Source organism: Pseudomonas fluorescens (assembly GCF_902497995.1).
Lineage (GTDB): Bacteria > Pseudomonadota > Gammaproteobacteria > Pseudomonadales > Pseudomonadaceae > Aquipseudomonas > Aquipseudomonas fluorescens_BK.
On the sequence record NZ_CABVII010000008.1, the window covers coordinates 194,965 to 210,765 of the forward strand.

The following is a 15,801-nucleotide window of genomic DNA, read 5'->3' on the forward strand; positions in this document are numbered from 1 at the left end:
TGGAGGTCCGGATTTCTGCTGCCCTCTATAAGGTGTGCCTTGCATTCAGGGGTTGCCCGGCGCTGAAAATCGGTGTCACCCGCTCAGGCGATCCGTCGAACCCGCACAGCTATGGTCCCAAGTACGCGGGAAGGCTCAACGCCGCCCCGGCCCTGTCGCTAGCTGAAGTGCTTCTGACGGTCGTGGGCGGCAACGTCGTGTGGGCCATCCCAGGCATCAGCCTCCCGCCCAGCCCAATAAAAACAAGAGAGTGTTCCGATGCAACGATTCATTCCCAACCTGTTGGCCGCAGCCCTGGCTTTGACTTCGGTGCAGGCCATGGCCGCCGCTGACCTCGTGTTGTTCAACGGCAAGGTATTCACCGCCGAACCGGGTCAGGGACTGGTGCAGGCGGTGGCCGTGCAAGACGGCAAGATTCTCCAAGTGGGCAGTAATGCCCAGATCAACGCCCTGGCCGATGCCCGCACGCAACGTATCGATCTGGCGGGCAAGGTGCTGATGCCGGGAATGATCGATACCCACAGTCACCCGGTGGTGGCGGCCTTCAACAGCATGGGCGCCAACCTGCTGGATGAAGTCAAGCCGTTGCCGGAACTTGAACAGTGGATCATTGAACAGGATCAGACGGGCATTGCCCGTGCCGGTGACGTGATCAGCATTGCCGGGGTGAGTTCGGCGTATTGGGACAAAAGCCGTGAGCTCGGTCAGCGCTTCAATCAAGGGCGCTGGGCGGAACAACCGGTGGTCCTCAGCGGGATTGACGGGCATACCGGATGGGCCAACAACGCGATGCTCAAGCGCCTGGAGATCGACGCGGCACAGGTGAAAGGTCTGTCGGAACAGGATCGTAGCTTTGTCGGTCATGACGCGGATTTCACCCCCAATGGCTATTTTGCCGAGTCCCGCTGGGATCAGGTTCGCAGCCAGATCCCTGCGCCCAGCAACGAGATCATGTTGAAAGCCGCCCGTGAGGCGGTGAAGGTCAACAATCAATATGGCGTCACCGCCTGGATGGACGCGGCGGCGAATGCCGGCAGCGGCGATTCGCTGTTCGATTTCCAGGCCACCGAGCAGAGCTACGGTGTGCTGCCGCTGTACCGCGAGCTGGCCCAGAGGGGTGAACTCAACGCCCATGTTGCCGCGCTGTTGCTGGCCAACCCGAAAAGCCGACCGGACGACCTGGAAGTACTGGCCAAGGTGATGAGGAAGTTCGAGGGCGTACCCAACCTGAGCTTTCCCGGGATCAAGGTATTCGCTGACGGCGTTCTCGAGTTTCCAGGGCAGACGGCAGCGGTCATTGTTCCCTTCAAGAACAGCCATAAAAACGGTCAACTGCTGATCGACCCCGCGCACTTCGGTGAGTTGGTGGTGGCGGCAGAGAAGCGCGACTGGATCGTGCACATGCATGCGGTCGGCGACCGCGCGGTGCGTGAGTCACTCAATGGTTTTGCCTACGCACGCAAACTCAACCCGACCCCGGTGGCCCATAGCATCAGCCACCTGCAACTGGTCAACCCCAAAGAGTTCGGGCGCTTCAAGCAGCTGGGCGTGATCGCCTCCATGCAGCTATTGTGGGCCACCGGCGAAAGTTACACAGTCGAACTGGTCAAACCCTATATCAGCGCGTTTGCCTACGGTTACCAGTATCCCGCCAGATCCCTGCATAACGCCGGCGCCGTCATCGCCGGTGGCAGTGACTGGCCGGTGTCCAGCCCCAACCCGTGGAATGCCATCGCTCAGGCCAGCACTCGCAAAGGACCGCTGGGTGTGCTCAATGCCAAGGAAAGCATCGATCGCCAGAGCATGTTCTACGCCTACACCTTGAATGCCGCCAAAGCCCTGCGCCTGGAGCAGCAGATCGGCTCGCTGGCACCTGGCAAGCAGGCTGACCTGATCATTCTCGACCGCGATGTGTTCAAGGTCAGCGATGACGAACTGTTCGACACCAAAGTCCTGAAGACCTACTTCGCCGGCAAAGAGGTCTACGCCCCCGCGTCCTGACGCATTCCCCAGCCGTAGCACCTGAAAACATGACCGGCTCCTCGTACCGCGAGGGGCTCGGCCTCGCCATGCCCGACATTCCCCGCACCCTCCATAACAATAAGAGATTCGTATGAACGCACGCTCAGTCTTCGCCCTGGCCAGTCTGGTACTGGCCCCGTTGACCACCCACGCACTGACCCTCAATGACGACTTCAGCCTGGACATGAGCCTGGGGATATACAGCGACTACCGCACCCGTGGCATTTCGCAAACCCTGGGTGATCCGGCGGCACAGGCCAGCGCCACCCTGGTGCACAGCAGCGGCCTGTACGTGGGCGCCTGGACGTCGAATGTCGATTTCGGCGGCGAGTTCAAGACCCGGCAGGAACTCGAGTACTACGCCGGCTACTACTGGCAGGCGACCGAGGCCATCAGTCTCGACCTGGGCTACATCAAGTACGACTATCCCAAGGAGAGCCAATTCAACCTGAGTGAGGTCTACGCCATTCTTGATGTGTATGGCGTGAAGCTCGGCGCCAACTACTCGAACGATACGCCGAACGTCTTCGGCGAAGACCAGGACACCCTTTACACCTACCTCAGCTACCAGTTCGCCTTGCCGGCCGAGCTGGGCCTGAACGTGCGCGTGGGGCGCGGCGATGTCAAAGACCCGGCCTACTGGACCACCAACGGCGATAGCCGCGAGGCTTATTACGAGTGGGAAGCCAAGCTGAGCCGTGATTTCGTGGGCGTGACCTGGGGTCTGAGCTACGTCGATACCGACCTGTCGAACAGCGAATGCGCGGGTTGGTATGGCTACGACGATCTGTGCACGGCGACGGTGGTCGCCAGTGCCAGCAAGACGTTCTAAGCCTTCAAGCCCACACAATAAAAACAAGCTCCGCAAAGGAAAACAGCGCAATGACCAAGGTCAGCGATAGTCAGCAGCGAAGTCCCCTGATCGAGAGCCGTTCGATCGATTTCATTCCCGAGGCCGAGCGTCATGGCAGCCTCTACAGCCAGTTCACCCTGTGGCTCGGCGCTAACCTGCAGATCACGGCGATTGTCACCGGCGCCCTGGCCGTGGTGCTGGGCGGCGACGTGTTCTGGTCGCTCATCGGTTTGCTGATCGGCCAGCTGCTCGGCGGCGCGGTGGTTTCGCTGCACGCGGCGCAAGGGCCCAAACTCGGGCTGCCGCAGATGATTTCCAGTCGCGTGCAGTTCGGCGTCTATGGGGCAGCGATCCCGATCGTGCTGGTGTGCCTGATGTACCTCGGTTTCAGCGCCACCGGCGCGGTACTGTCGGGGCAGGCGATTGCCCAGTTGATCGACGTCAGTGACAGCGCCGGCATCCTGATTTTCGCCTCCTGCATCGCCTTTCTGACCATGTTCGGCTATCGGGTCATCCACCTGGTCGGCAAAGTGGCCAGCGTGCTGGGCATCATCGCGTTCGTGTATCTGTTTACCCGGCTGATGACGCTTAATGATATCGGCCTGTTGCTGGAAAACCGCCACTTCGGCTGGAGTACCTTCCTGCTGGCGGTGTCCCTGTCCGCGTCCTGGCAGATCGCTTTTGGTCCCTACGTGGCCGACTACTCGCGCTACCTGCCGAGCAAGACCGCGTCCTGGAAGACCTTCACCGCCGTCGGCCTGGGCACGGTGCTCGGCGCCCAGGCGTCAATGGTGCTGGGGGTGTTCTGCGCGGCCCTGGCTGGCGCGAATTTTCGCGGGCATGAAGTCGCGACCATCGTCGGCTTGGGCAGTACCGGCGTCATGGCCTCGCTGCTGTACCTGAGCGTGGTGTTCGGCAAGGTCACGGTGTCCACCCTCAACGCCTACGGCAGTTTCATGTGTGTGGCGACCATTATCAGTGGCTTTCGCAGCCGTCTGGAGATAACCGCCAGGCAGCGCATGCTGTTTGTGCTGGTGATTGTCACCGCGTCCACCACGCTGGCGCTGCTGGGGCAGCATTCGTTCCTGAACACCTTCAAGTATTTCATCCTGTTCCTGCTGACGTTCTTCACGCCGTGGAGCGCGATCAACCTGGTGGATTACTACTTCATCAACAAGGAGCGCTACGACATTGCGGCGTTGTCCGATCCGCAAGGTCGCTATGGGCGCTGGAACCTGTTGGGCATCAGCGTGTATGCGATCGGGGTGCTGGTCCAGCTGCCGTTTGTCGACACCAAATTCTACTCTGGGCCAATGGTGGCGCAGCTCGGCGGTGTCGATATTTCCTGGATCGTGGGGTTGGTGGCGCCGGGCATTCTCTATTACTGGCTGGCCAGGACATCAGTGCTCGCGGTCGCCCCTGAGCGGAGTTGAAGGCCCGGGGATTTGGGTGAGCCCGAAAGATCGCAGCCAATCTCCCGCAGTAGCTGCCGCAGGCTGCGATCTTTTGATCTACATTTCCCTTTTTCCGCTCATCAAATCAATTCGTTCGGAGACGATCAACATGGCACTCCAGGCCCTGCGCGCCGACCCATCCCACCTCGACAAAATCGCCAGCCTCTTCGACGCCTATCGCGGCTTCTACGGCCAGCCGCCGAACCTGACACAGTCCCGCGACTTCATCGCCGAGCGCATCGCCCGGGACGAATCGGCGATCTTCTTCGTCGAGGACGACACGGGTGAGGCGCTGGGGTTCGTCCAGTTGTACCCGACGTTCTCCTCGATCGACGCGCACCGCACCTGGTTGCTCAGCGACCTGTTCACAACCCCTGCAGCCCGTGGTCGCGGAGTCGGGACCTTGCTGATGAACACCGCCCGGGCCTTTGCGCTGCTGACCGGCGCCAAAGGCCTGGTACTGGAAACGGCCACGGACAACCACGGGGCGCAACGCCTGTATGAGTCCCTGGGTTATGTGCGCGATACGGGTTACTACACCTATTGCCTGGATTTGAAACAGGGCTGAGTCAAGCGTCGCTCTTGAGCGCTGCAGTGCTGTCGCGCAGGGTCAATTCGAATGGCAGCACCACATGCCGCTGCGGTATGGGTTTTTTCTCGATGAGTGCGATCAGCATCTCGACGGCTTTCTGGCCAAAGATTTCGGCCGGTTGTGCGATGGTCGTCAACGGCGGGTCGCAATAGGCGGCGAAGGGAATGTCATCGAACCCCACCAGGGAAATATCCTCAGGCACCCGCAACCCCTGTTGTTTGATGCGCTTCAATGCGCCGATCGCCATTTCATCGTTTTCGCAGAACAGGGCAGTGGGGCGCTCGGCCAGTTCCAGCATCGCGCCCGCCCCATCAAAGCCGGCGGTCAAGGTGAAATCGCCGTGGCAGACCAGCGCCGGGTCGCAGGCAATCCCGGCCTGGCTCAGCGCATCGTGATAGCCGGCCACCCGATCGCGGGTCAGCGGGCTGCTTTTCGGACCTTTGACCAGCCCGATCCGGCGGTGGCCCAGATCGATCAGATGCTCGGTCATGGCCTTGGCGGCTGCACGGTTATCCAGGCTGATGGTGGGATGACGTCCGCCCTGAATCACCTCACAGGCGTTGACCATAGGCGGTGACTCGCCGTCGGGAGAGGGCGATTCGAAAGGGTCGTAGGCGCGCAGCTGGATCACGCCGTCGGCCTGATGGGCATGCACCAGCGCGGCGAATTCCCGCTCGACTTCCTCACGGCCCTGGGTGTCGCACAGCAGCAGGCGGTAACCGGCCGCCTGGGCAGCCTGCTGGGCACCGCTGATCACCCGGGCGAAAAACGTGTTGGCGATGGTCGGGACCAGAATCACCAGATTTGCGGTTCTGCGCGAACGAAATTGCACGGCCATCAGGTTCGGCCGGTAGCCGGCCTGTTCCACTGCCGCGTTGACCTTGTCCCGGGTTTCGGGGAGTACGCGTTCCGGCGATTTCAGCGTTCTGGATACGGTAGCCACCGAGACGCCGGCCAGGCGGGCAACTTCACGGATATTGGACAAGACAACCTCGTTACGAAAGGGCAAATGCCAGCGTGGCCGGCGAGCTTACCGCAGGAAGGCCGCGCGCTGAAATGAACTTCATGGCTGATCCGGGTTTGACACCTCAAGCAACTGAGCCTAAATTTCGGGCATGATGTAACCGGTTACATCATAGTCAATCCTGAGTCTGAACCTGCCCCGAACAAGAGAATTTTGCGATGAACGTTGTAACGCCAAAAATAAGAATGGGTTTTGTCGGGGGCGGCGAGGGCGCCTTCATCGGCAAAGCCCACCGCCAGGCTGCCGGGCTTGATGGTGGTTTTGAACTGGTGTGCGGCGCCTTCAGTCGAGACGCGCGCAACAATCAGGACAGTGGTGCAGCCTTGGGATTGCCCGCGTCACGCTGCTACAACGACTGGCAGCAGATGCTGGATGCCGAACGTGCGCTGCCCGCTGACCAGCGCATGGAGCTGCTGGTGATCGTCACGCCCAATCACTTGCACGCCCCGATCGCAAGCCAGGCGCTGAGCGCGGGTTTTCATGTGTTCAGCGAAAAACCCGCGGCGCTCAATCTGTCCGAGCTGCTGGCGCTCAACGCCGTGCTGAAAAGCAGCGACCGCCTCTATGGGCTGGCGCATACCTACCTGGGTTATCCGATGGTCTGGCAGGCACGCAAGATGGTGCGCACCGGCGTGATCGGCGCTGTGCGCAAGGTCATGGTCGAATACCCGCAGGGCTGGTTGAGCCGGGATGTGGCCGGGCAGGGCAACAAGCAGGCCGGTTGGCGCGATCAGCCCGAGCAGTCAGGGCTGGGCGGCTGCATTGGTGATATCGGCACCCATGCCTTTTCCCTTGCCGAATTCGTTGCTGATCAGCCCATCGAGCAGATCTGCGCGACCCTGGGCGTGCACATTGCCGGGCGGCAACTGGACGATGACGCGGCGATGCTGTTCAAGATGGCGGCCGGCGCGACCGGGGTGTTGATCGCCAGCCAGGTCTGCGCCGGTGAAGAGAACCCGTTGAAGATCCGCGTCTACGGCGACAAGGGCGGGCTGGAATGGCGCCAGGAAGAGCCGTCCAGCCTGATCCATCGTTCACTCGATCAACCGATGCGCATCCTGCGTTCCGGTGTCGGCCAACCCTGGTTGTGCGAGGCCGCGAACAAGCGCATGCGTTTGCCCGCCGGGCATCCTGAAGGTTATCTGGAAGCGATGGCCAACCTCTACGGCGATTTCGCCAGCGCGATCCGCAACAAGGTCGAAGGCCACGACGCCCCCGGCGTGCCGGGCATCGACGTAGGGCTGCGCGGCATGGCCTTCATCGAAGCCGCGATCGCCAACCATCGCGGCGACGCGAAGTGGACCGCACTGGTCTGCCATCCATGAATCTGGAGAATTCACCCGTGAACCCTACTTCCCAAGCACCGACCGGCCTGCGCGGCCCGGGAATTTTCCTCGCGCAGTTCATGTCCGCCGAAGCGCCGTTCGATACCCTGGCCAATATTGCCCGCTGGGCGGCGTCCCAGGGCTACAAGGCCATTCAATTACCCACCTTGGGCACGCAATACATCGACCTGGCGCGCGCCGCGGAAAGTCAGAGTTATTGCGACGAATTGAAAGCCGTCTGCGCTCAGGCAGGTGTCGAAATCAGTGAGTTGTCGACTCACCTGCAAGGCCAGCTGGTGGCCGTGCATCCGGCGTTCGATGCCTTGTTCGATGACTTCGCCCCCGCGCATTTACGTGGCCAGCCCCAGGCGCGCACCGAATGGGCCATCGACCAGCTGAAACTGGCTGCCCGCGCCAGCCAGCGCCTGGGCCTTAAGGCGCACGCGACGTTCTCCGGCGCGCTGCTCTGGCCCTATATCTACCCATGGCCACAGCGTCCGAGCGGCCTGGTCGAGCAAGGTTTTGCCGAACTGGCCAGGCGCTGGCGGCCGATTCTCGATTGCTTCGAGGCGGCCGGAGTCGACCTCTGCTATGAAATTCATCCCGGCGAAGACCTGCACGACGGTGCCTCGTTCGAGCGTTTCCTCGAGGCCGTCGATCACCACCCACGCGCCACGATTCTCTACGACCCGAGCCATCTGCTGTTGCAGCAAATGGACTACCTGGGGTTCATCGACCGCTATCACGACCGCATCCGCATGTTCCACGTCAAGGACGCCGAGTTCCGCCCCGATGCCCGTTCCGGCGTCTACGGCGGTTACCAGGGTTGGGTGGATCGCCCGGGCCGGTTCCGTTCCCTGGGTGATGGCCAGATCGATTTCAAATCGATTTTCAGCAAACTGACCCAGTACGACTTTGCCGGTTGGGCGGTGCTGGAGTGGGAGTGTTGCCTGAAAGACTCAGAGCAGGGCGCCGCAGAAGGGGCGGCGTTCATCCGCCAGCACATGATAAGCAAGACCCGAAAGGCCTTTGACGACTTTGCCAGCGTGGCGTCCGACGAGCATTTCAATCGACGGCTACTGGGTTTGCCCGAGGCCTGAAAAAACCGCTTTGCCGATTATTTCCAGACAATAAAAACAACAAGGTGACTGTTCATGACCACGATGAGTGCGCGATTAAGCGCAATGATGTTCCTGCAGTTTTTTATCTGGGGTGGCTGGTTCGTCACCCTCGGCACCTTCCTCTCCAGTAATCTGGGAGCCAGCGGTGGACAGATCGGCATGGCGTTCTCCACGCAATCCTGGGGCGCGATCATCGCGCCTTTCGTCATCGGGCTGATTGCCGACCGCTACTTCAATGCCGAGCGTATCCTCGCGGTGTTGCACCTGATTGGCGCCGTGTTGCTGTTCCAGCTGTATCGAGCGGCTGACTTCAGCGCCTTTTATCCGTACGTACTGGCCTACATGATGATCTACATGCCGACGCTGGCGCTGGTCAATTCGGTGGCCTTCCGGCAGATGCGGGATCCGGCGCTGGAGTTCTCGCGAATCCGGGTGTGGGGTACCCTCGGCTGGATTGTCGCGGGTGTGGTGATCAGCTTTGTGTTTGCCTGGGACTCGCAACAGGCGATCTCGTCCGGCGGCTTGCGCAACACCTTTCTGATGTCCGCCATCGCGTCACTCGCGCTGGGTCTCTACAGTTTCACATTACCCCGTACCGCACCGCTGCCGCGTGAGCCGGGCAACGGCGGCCTCAAACAAATGCTTGGGCTGGACGCATTGGGCTTGCTCAAGGATCGCAGCTATCTGGTGTTTTTCATCGCCTCAATTCTGATCTGCATTCCCCTGGCTTTTTATTATCAGAATGCCAATCCGTTCCTGGCGGAAATCGGCGTCACCAATCCCACGGCGAAGATGGCCATCGGGCAGGTGTCCGAAGTGCTGTTCATGCTGCTCCTGCCACTGTTCATCCAGCGCTTCGGGATCAAGATTGCGTTGCTGGTGGGGATGTTGGCCTGGGCCTTGCGTTACTTGTTGTTCGCCTATGGCAACAACGGCGACCTGGCCTTCATGCTGTTCACCGGTATCGCCTTGCACGGCATCTGTTATGACTTCTTCTTTGTCTCGGGGCAGATCTACACCGATGCCAAGGCCTCGGAGCGCTTCAGAAGCTCCGCCCAAGGATTGATTACACTGGCGACTTACGGCCTGGGCATGCTGATCGGTTTCTGGGTGGCGGGGCAGGTGACCGATCACTATGCGTCGGCGGACAGCCACGAGTGGAAAAGTATCTGGCTGTTCCCGGCGGGGTTTGCGTTGGCGATCTTTTTCTGCTTTTCGTTGGCGTTCAATGGCAGGCAAACCCAGGCCGTGCAATCGAGTGTCTGAAGCCAGAACGGGCGCCGGCAAGGCGCCCGTTTCCATGCCGCTGTCTGCTACGTCTGTTTGCCAAACACCGGTCGGAAAAAAGACCGCTCATAGCTGAGGATGCATTTTGTGTCTTCCGCATACTTGAACGCCGCCATGCAGTCCGGATCGTTCATGGAGTCTTGCCGATACTGCTCGTATACCGAAAGGCTTGGAAAGCTGAACATTGCCATGGCGATGTTGTTGGCTCCCTCGGACGGCAGGAAGTAGCCGTGGTGCTGCCCACCGAATTTTTCAACCAGTGGAATCCACAGCGTCGCGTAGTGTTCGAATGCTTTGATCTGGTAGGGGTCCAGTACATATCTCAGATAACAAGTGACCACTTTCTTTCTCTCTCTTGGGTGGGTGGTGCTGCGTCGGCCCGATGCAACAGCCTTGCTGTCCTATCTGAACGACCTGCGTAAAAGATCAATGACCTGATCGGTTGAAGGTCCTTGAATGGGCGGTGGCTCAGGGGTTTCCCCGAATTCGCGCCAGATGAAGAGCGTCAGTTCCGCACCGTCAGTAAGCGACGTTGCGTTTTCGTTTGTCGCGAAGGTCTGCAGCTGTCTGTATTTCGTATCCTTCCAGAACAGATCTTCGACCCAGTGATACACCGGTATGAAGTGGAAATGGATAGGGTAGCCGGGGTCATGGCCGAATCGACTGATGTACAGCCACTTCGGCTTCAACTTCGATTCAATGGTTTTCTGAACATTGGCGAGTAGACCACCCAGTTCCGCCAGCGCACTGTCGGGGAGTTCAGCCAGCGAGTTGACGTGAGTCCTTGAGCTGAGCATCAGATAGCCGGGAAGCGCGGACGACATGTGGTGATTGAGAATCCAATGGGCGGTTTCATGAATGATGAACCGGGGGGCTACTTCCATGTGCAGGTGTCCATAGTGGATCGGCTGCACAGAATATCAAGGCATCACAACCCTGTCCGGGTCTGGCCGATTTCTGCAGCACGTGATCGTATGTTTTTCGATTTTTTGAGGTGCAGGCCGGAGCGAGGGGGAGGGCGACTGTAGGAATTTTCCGAGTTGTAGGCAGGAGGCTACATCATCTTGCGTAGATGCCTACGCCTAAGACAGAATCCGCCGGCTTGTGCGCCTTGGGGCTGGCTTCTATCGTCTGCGGGTCGCTGAAAATCAGCGATCGGGTTTAGCAGCTCGGTCAATATCAAGGTACGCCAGTGTCGCTCTTGGCCAGTCCGCGCCTCCGTTGTGAGGCAGGTCTGCGTTATGGCGGCTGTGCGTGGGGCACTTCGGTGCGCCGGGTTCCTTGATCCCTGGTCTGCTAACCCGCGTACAGTCGTCACCTTTTTCGTTTAGCAGCGATGGGATAACGGCTCCATGGATCAAGGAGTTTCATCATGATCAGATCGACACCCAGCCCTCCAGAGTCAAAAACCTCAAGTGAATTCGCCGACCTTTCTGGCGATTCCTACAAGTCCCGCATTCACAAAGCCAAGATCACATCCCACAAACCCCAGCACGATGTTCGTCATTGCCCCCGACATCAATACCGAAACCCTGTTGGCCCACGCCTGTGAATCCCTGGCGTCCGCGAGTGTCATGGCCAGTGATTTTGCCGCGTTCCTGGAAGGATCACAGCGCAACACGATGCTGGGCATCCAGCAGGTCATCATGCTGGCCGAACTGGCGGTGAATCGAGCATTAGATAACATCGATCCGCAGGATTGACCCACTTGACCATTCCCATGCCGACCCGTCCGCGTGGGAATGCAGTACCGGCCTCAAGAATCGACCCTTTCAACGGCTTATGCCTATGGTGTTATTACCCGTAAAGGTGCAGGAGATGCTTCCAAAGGGGAGGGTTTTCGACGAGCGCTAGCACTATTGTCATCTGCTCCCACGTCGAAAAAGGTGAACCTCGGGGAAGCACTCATTCCGCTCAGAGGAGCTTTAGCCCATTCATCACTTGGTACGAGGACGTTGCCGTGTATGAAACACCCCGAGGATTTGGAGGCGATCACCGCGTACCCGATAGGGGATGAGATAGGACCAATTGGGCACCGCCCATTCGCGCGTGTTTTTGACTCTACCTTCACGGCCCATGGTTGGAAATTGGGCCAGTTTGTCTACGCTGGCGAAGATCGCGTCGGAGAAGTCGTCCGCTGCCTTGGGATTTTCAAGGGCAATGTAGCTGGCTTCGTCTTCCAGGTTCTTGAGGGCTTTTTCCAGCCACTCAACCCGCATTCCTGCTCCAGCGGCGGGCGCGCATCGCCGCAATCTGGTCGTCGGTGGCAAATTTACCTTGATCAGCTTCCTCTACCGCCAATTCGATCTGTGCAGTCAGCGTCCTCTCGTGCTCGATGTAGTCGCGAAGAACGTCCATCGCCAAGTAACTCACACTTTGGCCATTCGTTTTGGCCAGATCGGCGAGAGAGTTCGAAAGGTCTTCCGGCAGGTTCAGGGATATCCCGGTCATGATTGCCTCGATGGTGAACGTTTGTTGGGCATCTTACACCGTCAAGCGCTCACGTGAATTAGCAGGTCGTCGCTAGATAGTTCACGACATATTTCGTTTTCAGGCTGATCGCCAGATGTAGGAATTTTCCGAGTTGTAGGCAGGAGGCTACATCGTCTTGCGTCGATGCCTACGGCTAAGACAGAATCCGCCGGCTTGTGCGCCTTGGGTCTGGCTTCTATCGTCTGCGGGTCGCTGAAAATCAGCGATCGGGTTTAGCAGCTCGGGTCCACTCTAGGCACACAGCGTCCATTTCATGCTCAGGTTTTTTACCTGCAGGTTCCTGTTATGGCGGCTTTGCGTGGGGCACTTCGGTGCGCCGGGTTCTAGAGTCCTGGTCTGCTAACCCGCGTACGGCCGCCACCTCTATTCGTTTAGCAGCGACTGTGGCGGCTCCATCACTCTAGGAATTTCACCATGATCAGATCGACACCCAGCCCTCCGGAATCAGAAACCGCAACGCAATCCACGTCCCAGACTTGCGACCATCCTCACAATTCCCAGACCCTCAAAAACGCCATCCCACCGCACAAACCCAGCACGATGTTCGTCATCGCCCCCGACATCGACACCGAAACCCTGTTGGCCCACGCCTGCGAATCCCTGGCCTCCGCGAGTGTCATGGCGAGTGATTTCGCGGCATTTCTGGAGGGCTCGCAGCGCAACACGATGCTGGGCATCCAGCAGGTCGTCATGCTGGCGGAACTGGCGGTGAATCGAGCATTGGATAACATCGATCCGCAGGATTGACCCATGCGGATTTTGATCCGAATCCGCCTGGACTATGTGCTCGAATACGGCGGCGGTTCCTGTGGGAGGCGGCGGTGCAGCGATCCGACTTGCCTGCGATGGACGACAACGATGGCGCGTGCTGTCTGAATGAACGCGTCGCTCTTGAGTCCATCGTGAGCAAGCTCCCACAGTTGATCGGGGGTGTACCCAAATCCGGAGTCCGGCACAGATCCAATGTGGGAGCGAGCTTGCTCGCGAAGAGGCCGGCACGTTCAACATCAATGTCGCCTGCCAGACCGCCTTCGCGAGCAAGCCCGCTCCCACAGTATGGATTGCATGCGCCCCATCTATTTCGAGAACCGTCTTGCCCCCGCCACACAAATAATCACCGCCACAGTCACCCCTAGCATGCCAATGCTCACCTGCTCATGCAGCAGCGTCGCCGCCAACGCGAGTCCGAAAAACGGTTGCAGCAATTGCAACTGCCCAACGGCGGCAATCCCGCCCTGGGCCAGCCCGCGATACCAGAAGACGAAGCCGACCAGCATGCTGAAGACCGAGACGTAAGCCAGGCAGACCCACGCCGATGTCGTTATTCCGGAAAATGAAGGCGGGGCCAGGTACCAGGTCAACAGGATCATGACCGGCAGCGCCAGCAGCAATGCCCAAGAGATCACCTGCCAACCGCCCAGGGTCCTCGATAGCTTCGCACCTTCGGCATAACCCAGGCCGCAGGCGAGGATCGCCAGCAGCATCAGAATGTCCCCCGTTGGCGACGCGCTCAGGCCTTGGGAAAATGCAAAGCCCACCACCAGCGCACTGCCCAGCACCGAGAAAAACCAGAACACCGGCCGTGGCCGCTCGCCACCGCGCAACACGCCGAACGCCGCGGTGGCGAGCGGCAACAGGCCAACGAAGACGATCGAATGCGCCGACGTCACGTACTGCAGCGCCAGCGCCGTCAGCAGTGGGAACCCCACCACAACCCCGAGTGCCACGATCCCCAGGGGCAGCAGGTCAGCTCGGGCCGGACGTTTTTCCTTGAACAGCGCCAGCATGCACAGCGCCAGGAGCCCCGCGATGGTGGCGCGGGCGACCGTCAGGAATACCGGGTCGAACTCCAGCACGGCCAACCGTGTGGCAGGCAGCGAGCCGCTGAAGATCAGGACGCCGATGAACCCGTTGAGCCAGCCGCTCGCGGTCTTTTCCATCCCCACATTTTGCAGCTTCGATGCCCGTTCCATTTCGCTTGCACTCAAAAAGTTTGCAGAGATCCATCCTATGTTCGAATATCAATACAATCAAAATATTGTCATGGATACATCGGCCCATGCCTCGCTCTCGATACAAATCACTGGTTGATACCTTCGCGGCGGATATCCGATCCGGGCGCCTGCTGCCGGGCACACGCTTGCCGACCCACCGCCAATTGGCGACGACCGAAGGCCTGGCGCTGGTGACGGCCAGCCGGGTCTATGCAGAGCTCGAGGCCATGGGCCTGGTCAGCGGGGAAACCGGGCGCGGTACCTTCGTCAGGGAAACCGCGTTGGCGCCGGGTTCAGGCATCGACCAGAAAGACGTGGCCGTCGGCATGATCGATCTCAACTTCAACTATCCGTCGCTGCCCGGCCAGGCAGAGCTGTTGCGCAGTGCGCTGCGCCAGTTGGCGTCGGGTGGTGACCTGGAGTCGCTGCTGCGCTACCAGCCGCATGCGGGACGACTGCACGAGCGTGCCTCGGTGGCGCGTCATCTGCGCGCCCGCGGATTGACGGTGGAGGCCGGGCAAGTGTTGATCGTCAATGGCGCCCAGCAGGGGCTGGCTGTGACGATGATGGCGCTGCTCAAGCCCGGTGATGTGATTGCCGCCGATGCGCTGACCTATTCAGGCTTCAAGGTGCTGGCCGAAGCCCTGCATCTCGAAATCGTGCCCATTCCCGTGACCGGACAGGGGCCGGATCTCGAGGCCCTGGAAAAGCTCTGCCGGAGCCGGCGCGTAAGGGCGGTGTACAGCATGCCGACGCTGCACAATCCACTGGGATGGGTAATGAGTGCCGAGCAACGCGCACAGCTGGTGACCCTCGCGCGCCGCCATCAGTTGCTCATCATCGAAGACGCCGCGTACGCCTTCCTGGCGCAAAACCCGCCGCCACCGATAGCGGAACTCGCTCCCGAGTGTACGGTTTACGTGTCCGGGTTATCCAAGAGTGTCGCCACCGGATTGCGCGTAGGTTTCATCGCCGCGCCCCTGGAAAAGGTACCCGCCCTGGAGCGAACGATCAGGGCCACCACCTGGAACACCCCGGGCGTGCTGACAGCGATTGCGAGCACCTGGCTCGACGATGGCACCGTCATGCAGCTGGAAGAGGAAAAGCGCACGGACGCGCAGGCCAGGCAAGCCATCGCCGCGCAGGTGCTGGCGGGCCTGCGCTACATCAGCCATCCATCGTCCTATTTTCTTTGGCTGCCCTTGCCGGAGGACGCACGGGCCGACCAGATCGCCATGGAGCTGATGCACGAACAGGTGGCGGTCTCGATCGCCGAGCCTTTTGCGGTCTCTGTGCATGTACCCCATGCGATCCGTTTGGCGTTGGGGTCGGTGGATCTGGACACGTTGCGCCAGGCGCTGGTGAAAGTGAAGAGGGTGGTGGGGGCTTATACGTAGCAGGAAAGCCAGATGAGCACTCCTGTGGCGAGGGGCTTGCCCTAATGCCAGTCAGTTAATACGCGGAACCTGTGGGAGCGGGCTTGCTCGCGAAAGCGGTGTATCAGGCGACATCAATATTGACTGGGCCGCCGTCTTCGCGAGCAAGCCCGCTCCCACATGAATTGTGCTTAACTGACTGGCATTGGGCGCATGGGCCGGTTTATTTTTGTCTGAAGATTTGCGGCGTTTGTGCCGGC

The 15,801-nt window shown here is 60.0% G+C and carries 16 protein-coding genes and 2 pseudogenes; 11 read left to right on the plus strand and 7 right to left on the minus strand.

Annotation, left to right across the window (positions count from 1 at the left end; all coding sequences use genetic code 11):
• Nucleotides 1-59: 59 nt before the first annotated feature.
• The 5 genes and pseudogenes from F8N80_RS31525 to F8N80_RS12130 form a co-directional block, all read left to right on the plus strand.
• Nucleotides 60-332, plus strand: a pseudogene (locus F8N80_RS31525) (hypothetical protein); the annotation flags it as partial.
• Nucleotides 259-2,001 carry an amidohydrolase gene (locus F8N80_RS12115; RefSeq protein ID WP_150783937.1) on the plus strand — a complete coding sequence of 581 codons (1,743 nt, stop codon included), beginning with the start codon at nt 259-261 and terminating at the stop codon, nt 1,999-2,001. The pseudogene F8N80_RS31525 and the gene F8N80_RS12115, both read left to right, overlap by 74 nt.
• A gap of 112 nt (nt 2,002-2,113) precedes the next feature.
• Nucleotides 2,114-2,854 carry a TorF family putative porin gene (locus tag F8N80_RS12120; RefSeq protein ID WP_150783938.1) on the plus strand — a complete coding sequence of 247 codons (741 nt, stop codon included), beginning with the start codon at nt 2,114-2,116 and terminating at the stop codon, nt 2,852-2,854.
• Nucleotides 2,855-2,904: 50 nt separating this feature from the next.
• Entirely contained in the window at nt 2,905-4,308 is a 1,404-nt protein-coding gene (locus F8N80_RS12125) for a purine-cytosine permease family protein (RefSeq protein WP_150783939.1), read from the plus strand.
• Nucleotides 4,309-4,438: 130 nt separating this feature from the next.
• Nucleotides 4,439-4,897 (plus strand): GNAT family N-acetyltransferase, encoded by a 459-nt coding sequence (locus F8N80_RS12130; RefSeq protein ID WP_150748173.1) that lies wholly within the window; start codon nt 4,439-4,441, stop codon nt 4,895-4,897.
• A gap of 1 nt (nt 4,898) precedes the next feature.
• Here the strand turns inward: F8N80_RS12130 and F8N80_RS12135 are convergent, their stop codons facing one another.
• Complete coding sequence (locus F8N80_RS12135; protein ID WP_150748172.1) at nt 4,899-5,906, minus strand: LacI family DNA-binding transcriptional regulator; 1,008 nt, start codon at nt 5,904-5,906, stop codon at nt 4,899-4,901.
• 197 nt (nt 5,907-6,103) lie between these two features.
• On the opposite strand from F8N80_RS12135, the gene F8N80_RS12140 reads away from it, so the two are divergent.
• The 3 genes from F8N80_RS12140 to F8N80_RS12150 are packed head-to-tail and all read left to right on the plus strand — an operon-like array spanning nt 6,104 to nt 9,657.
• Nucleotides 6,104-7,270: a Gfo/Idh/MocA family protein gene (locus tag F8N80_RS12140; protein ID WP_150783940.1), complete on the plus strand. Its 1,167-nt coding sequence runs from the start codon at nt 6,104-6,106 to the stop codon at nt 7,268-7,270.
• Nucleotides 7,267-8,370 (plus strand): sugar phosphate isomerase/epimerase family protein, encoded by a 1,104-nt coding sequence (locus tag F8N80_RS12145; protein WP_150783941.1) that lies wholly within the window; start codon nt 7,267-7,269, stop codon nt 8,368-8,370. Before F8N80_RS12140 ends, F8N80_RS12145 begins: the two co-directional genes overlap by 4 nt.
• Before the next feature lie 54 nt (nt 8,371-8,424).
• Entirely contained in the window at nt 8,425-9,657 is a 1,233-nt protein-coding gene (locus F8N80_RS12150; protein ID WP_150783942.1) for a nucleoside permease, read from the plus strand.
• Between the two features lie 47 nt (nt 9,658-9,704).
• Here F8N80_RS12150 and F8N80_RS12155 read toward each other — a convergent pair whose 3' ends face one another.
• Complete coding sequence (locus F8N80_RS12155) at nt 9,705-10,019, minus strand: NIPSNAP family protein (RefSeq protein ID WP_150748168.1); 315 nt, start codon at nt 10,017-10,019, stop codon at nt 9,705-9,707.
• Nucleotides 10,020-10,079: 60 nt separating this feature from the next.
• Nucleotides 10,080-10,562, minus strand: coding sequence for an HIT family protein (locus tag F8N80_RS12160; RefSeq protein WP_150748167.1), 483 nt, complete (start codon nt 10,560-10,562; stop codon nt 10,080-10,082).
• Nucleotides 10,563-11,174: 612 nt separating this feature from the next.
• Here F8N80_RS12160 and F8N80_RS12165 point away from each other — a divergent pair.
• On the plus strand, nt 11,175-11,381 hold the full coding sequence (locus F8N80_RS12165; protein WP_150783943.1) for a DUF6124 family protein: 207 nt from the start codon (nt 11,175-11,177) through the stop codon (nt 11,379-11,381).
• 234 nt (nt 11,382-11,615) lie between these two features.
• Here the strand turns inward: F8N80_RS12165 and F8N80_RS12170 are convergent, their stop codons facing one another.
• Nucleotides 11,616-11,897 carry a type II toxin-antitoxin system RelE/ParE family toxin gene (locus F8N80_RS12170; RefSeq protein ID WP_150783944.1) on the minus strand — a complete coding sequence of 94 codons (282 nt, stop codon included), beginning with the start codon at nt 11,895-11,897 and terminating at the stop codon, nt 11,616-11,618.
• Nucleotides 11,887-12,129: a CopG family ribbon-helix-helix protein gene (locus F8N80_RS12175; protein ID WP_150783945.1), complete on the minus strand. Its 243-nt coding sequence runs from the start codon at nt 12,127-12,129 to the stop codon at nt 11,887-11,889. The genes F8N80_RS12170 and F8N80_RS12175 overlap by 11 nt, the downstream gene beginning before the upstream one ends.
• A gap of 456 nt (nt 12,130-12,585) precedes the next feature.
• Between F8N80_RS12175 and F8N80_RS12180 the strand changes: the two genes are divergently transcribed.
• Nucleotides 12,586-12,918: a DUF6124 family protein gene (locus F8N80_RS12180; RefSeq protein WP_150783946.1), complete on the plus strand. Its 333-nt coding sequence runs from the start codon at nt 12,586-12,588 to the stop codon at nt 12,916-12,918.
• A gap of 329 nt (nt 12,919-13,247) precedes the next feature.
• Here F8N80_RS12180 and F8N80_RS12185 read toward each other — a convergent pair whose 3' ends face one another.
• Nucleotides 13,248-14,144 (minus strand): DMT family transporter, encoded by an 897-nt coding sequence (locus F8N80_RS12185; RefSeq protein ID WP_150783947.1) that lies wholly within the window; start codon nt 14,142-14,144, stop codon nt 13,248-13,250.
• Nucleotides 14,145-14,230: 86 nt separating this feature from the next.
• On the opposite strand from F8N80_RS12185, the gene F8N80_RS12190 reads away from it, so the two are divergent.
• Nucleotides 14,231-15,562 carry an aminotransferase-like domain-containing protein gene (locus F8N80_RS12190; RefSeq protein WP_150783948.1) on the plus strand — a complete coding sequence of 444 codons (1,332 nt, stop codon included), beginning with the start codon at nt 14,231-14,233 and terminating at the stop codon, nt 15,560-15,562.
• Between the two features lie 51 nt (nt 15,563-15,613).
• Here F8N80_RS12190 and F8N80_RS31530 read toward each other — a convergent pair.
• Nucleotides 15,614-15,801: pseudogene (locus F8N80_RS31530) on the minus strand (hypothetical protein); the annotation flags it as partial.